We start from the raw sequence: 3,658 nt of genomic DNA on the forward strand, positions 1-3,658 counted from the left end.
ATCATTATAGTGATCAATTTTATCAGGTTTCATTTCTCTAATACTTACATCATCAATTGTTTCAAATTCAATTTGCATACCTTCTTTGAGCGTAAGCATGTAGTAAACAAAAACTCTTATTTGAAAAGAAAAGCCTCTTAAACTATATATTCCACTACTATCTTGTATGTATGTAGACATTAACGCACCTCGTTTATTCAATAGAATAAAAGTAAACTAGCTATGTACAAAGTTTATAAAACAAATGAATTTCAGAAGAAACCGAATATTAAATTATTTGGGATTGCAATATTACTACTTGTCAGCAAAACTGATCCTGTCTTTATAAATTATTTTTACTATAGCATTACAACTTTCGACGAATTTCCGGATTTCTCCTTCTTTTTCCAAATACTTTAAGTTTCGATTTTTATCGCATTCGAAACACTCATGTTATCCAATTTCAAGATTCATGTAAAAATATACAAAAATGTTCATCCTCATTTTATTTTATGCTAATTACTCTGCCATTTTTATCGCCACTTACGGAAAAAGAGTCGGAGCAGCTTCCCGCTGCTCAAGACATCTAACAATATGAATGATACTATTTTCAAATTCTGATAACTCGTTATTAATTATTTTTTCCTTTCCTGTTAATAGCCACTCAAATGAGCAGTCAAAACTTTGATGTATCGAAATAACTGTCTCAATAGAAGGCTTACTTTTCCCAGATTCAATATCACTTAAACTGCCTTGGGAGACATTAATACGATGGGAAAATTCAACTTGATTGAGCTTATGTAATTTTCTTAAATATCTAATATTTCCCCCGATGTCAGACATATCTGCCCTCCTATTGTACGATTTGTGCCATTTATCATTACATTTATTTTGATATAATAAATCGTAATGAATATTTCACCTATTTAAAATCATCAATATCATTCTCACAATCATAAGGACAAAAAAGTCCTGATAAATCAAGGTTTTCTTGACTATCAGGACTTACTTTGATGTGCCAAAACTAAATTATAATCGGTGCCAAACGATGTTATAATCGGTGCCAAAATGAATTATAACTCACAGTGGACAGGAATTATTGTTTGTTTAAAACTCCCGCTGCCGCAACCCCTCATACAGCAGCACCGTCGCAGCCATCGCCACATTAAGCGACTCCGCTTGTCCGACAATCGGAATAATGACCGACTCGCTTACAAGCTCACTTACTTGTGAAGATAACCCTTCGGATTCACTGCCCATTAACAGCCATGTAGACTGAGTCCAATCATAGCTGTAGCACGTATTTTCGGCTTGCAGGCTTGTACCAACTAGCTTAATACCTAAGGCATTCGCTTTTGGCATCAGCTCCAACAAATCACCTTCAATAATAGGCAAATGAAAAAGGGAACCCATCGTTGAGCGAACTGTCTTCGGATTATAGAGATCTACGCAGCCTTTGCCAAGGATAACTGCATCTGCCCCTACGGCATCAGCACTGCGAATGATAGTGCCGGCATTACCAGGATCGCGTACCCCATCGAGCACCACAACCAGACAGTTGCTTTTGTATAAAGCAGAAGTGTCTGAAGACAGCTTGGACAGAATGGCAAAGACAGGTGGAGGCGTATCGGTTCCTGTACATTTTGCCATAACGGTGCGCGAGGCTTGTATCCACTCTAGTCCCAATGTTACTGCTGAATCATTCGTTTCTCTTTCATGCTTCAGCTCTGCGGGTATGCCGCGCTCCGAGTCATAGATGATAGCTTTTACATCAGCATTTCCCTTTAGGGCTTCCAATACCAAATGGACACCTTCAACTAGAAACTGCCCCGTGCGATCGCGATATTTTTTATCGAGCAGCGATGCCCACTGCTTGACTCTTTCGTTTTGTACAGAGGAAATTATGGAATCAAAGTTTTCATTCATAGTTAGGTTTTGCCTTCCGAATATGCGATTTCTAGATTTTTTAAATCCGAGTTTTTACCGACTATAACAAGTACATTTTCATCCTCGATCAAATCATCGGCATATGGAGCAATGTTCATTACCGAGTTCACCTTAATAGCCATCACATTGCATTTATATTTCGCACGAATATCGAGCTGCTTTAAGCTTTTGCCGATCATCTGCTGTGGTGCTTTAATTTCAATAATACTATAGTCATCTGAGATTTCAATGTAATCCAAAATGTTCGGAGAGACAAGATGATGAGCGACGCGCAAGCCCATATCACGTTCAGGGAAAACAACCTTATCGGCACCGATTTTGTGTAACACCTTGCCGTGAAGATCATTTTGCGCTTTCACAATCAGTGTTTTCACTCCAAGATCCTTCAAAATGAGTGTAGTCAAAATACTGGATTGAATATCTTGGCCAATTGCTACGACTACGACATCGAAGTTGCGAACACCAAGCGCACGGAGCGCCTCCTCATCAGTAGAATCTGCCGCAACGGCATGTGTCACCGAATTAACTACTTCTTGCACTCTTTGCTCACTTGAATCGATTGCCAATACCTCAAAGTTCATCTCTGTCAATGCTTTAGCAATGGTGGAACCAAATCGTCCCATACCAATAACCGCATATTGCTTCTTCGCCATCGTTACGAAATCCTCCTTTTAGGATGATTGCTTCTGCCATCTCCATAGTATACCATAGCTTTTCACCATGGATGAGCTCATCTATCGTCGGGCATAGTAAGTGTGGAAATCGAATGCGGCAGGAGGTTTTTTAGGTTGGATAATATAGATTTGCGTCAAGCGATTGTTCAGCGTGTACAAAATAATTCAGTTAAAGAACTCACAGAAGTCATTGAGGACTCGATTGGTAACGATGAACGAACACTTCCCGGACTTGGTGTTCTATTTGAAATGATATGGCAGCAATCGAATGAAGCGGAACATGCCAGAATGGTCGATTCCCTTCACAAGCATCTTCATCATTCCGAACATGCAAATCCATCTCAGTAACAAACGGAAGCTGTATATACGATATGGCCTCCAACGATTGTATTCGAAACCCATGGCAGTGATTCAAAACGGTCAACTATAATAAGATCGGCAGCTTTGCCCAGCTCAATGGACCCAAGCTCACTGTCCGCGCCTAAAGCCTGTGCAGGATGTAGCGAAGCCATTCGTACCGCTGCTGACAAAGCTGCTATTCCTTCATCAGCTAATTTAAAAATAGCGGTTAGCATAGATGATGGATGGTAGTCAGAGCATAGAATATCTGCCGCGCCTGCCTTTATAGCATCGACAGCACGCAAATTTTTGTCATGGGAAGCGCCTCTAACCACGTTCGGAGCGCCTACACATACACGAAGCTCCTTGCTTACCGCATGCCTCGCAGTCTCCAGATTAATCGGGAATTCACAAACAGATATACCATAAAGAATGGACTCCTCTACTTTTGAGACGGAATCATCATCATGTGAAGCAATTGCAATTTGTTGGCTAGCCGCAAGGTTGCTTAATTGAAGGAGATTATCCCAGTTAATTTGCTGCTTTCGTTCCAATAGATCCTCTACGATTGTACGGACCTCATCGACTCCTACACCTTGGTTTTTCATGACATACCGTTCAAAAGAACCCAGTTCCCTATACTGCCCTTGACCCGGCGAATGATCCATAAACGACAGATAATCAATTGCTCGCTCTTTTAAGTAGCGCTCCACAATGGG

The 3,658-nt window shown here is 40.5% G+C and carries 6 protein-coding genes; 1 reads left to right on the forward strand and 5 read right to left on the reverse strand.

The window, feature by feature from the left end:
• The 4 genes from AC1DWN_RS30895 to AC1DWN_RS30910 form a co-directional block, all read right to left on the reverse strand.
• Positions 1-180, reverse strand: a 180-nt coding sequence (locus tag AC1DWN_RS30895) for a hypothetical protein (protein ID WP_477562689.1), incomplete at its 3' end; no start/stop codon positions are given.
• Positions 181-522: 342 nt separating this feature from the next.
• Complete coding sequence (locus AC1DWN_RS30900; RefSeq protein ID WP_477562690.1) at positions 523-822, reverse strand: helix-turn-helix domain-containing protein; 300 nt, start codon at positions 820-822, stop codon at positions 523-525.
• A gap of 264 nt (positions 823-1,086) precedes the next feature.
• Entirely contained in the window at positions 1,087-1,905 is an 819-nt protein-coding gene (locus tag AC1DWN_RS30905) for a TrmH family RNA methyltransferase (RefSeq protein WP_477562691.1), read from the reverse strand.
• Positions 1,906-1,907: 2 nt separating this feature from the next.
• Entirely contained in the window at positions 1,908-2,579 is a 672-nt protein-coding gene (locus AC1DWN_RS30910; RefSeq protein WP_477562692.1) for a potassium channel family protein, read from the reverse strand.
• Between the two features lie 135 nt (positions 2,580-2,714).
• Between AC1DWN_RS30910 and sspI the strand changes: the two genes are divergently transcribed.
• Positions 2,715-2,948, forward strand: a complete 234-nt coding sequence (gene sspI / locus AC1DWN_RS30915; protein ID WP_477562693.1) for a small acid-soluble spore protein SspI — start codon at positions 2,715-2,717, stop codon at positions 2,946-2,948.
• Here the strand turns inward: sspI and AC1DWN_RS30920 are convergent.
• A partial coding sequence (locus AC1DWN_RS30920; protein WP_477562694.1) for an alpha-D-ribose 1-methylphosphonate 5-triphosphate diphosphatase occupies positions 2,942-3,658 on the reverse strand: 717 nt, incomplete at its 5' end. The genes sspI and AC1DWN_RS30920 overlap by 7 nt on opposite strands.

This window comes from Paenibacillus sp. P4_A7 (assembly GCF_056402455.1).

What these genes read in the sequence shown, in the direction of transcription:
- AC1DWN_RS30900 (WP_477562690.1), bottom strand. Translation starts at nt 822, where the DNA reads ATGTCTGACATCGGGGGAAATATTAGATATTTAAGAAAATTACATAAG.
- AC1DWN_RS30910 (WP_477562692.1), bottom strand. Translation starts at nt 2,579, where the DNA reads ATGGCGAAGAAGCAATATGCGGTTATTGGTATGGGACGATTTGGTTCC.
- AC1DWN_RS30905 (WP_477562691.1), bottom strand. Translation starts at nt 1,905, where the DNA reads ATGAATGAAAACTTTGATTCCATAATTTCCTCTGTACAAAACGAAAGA.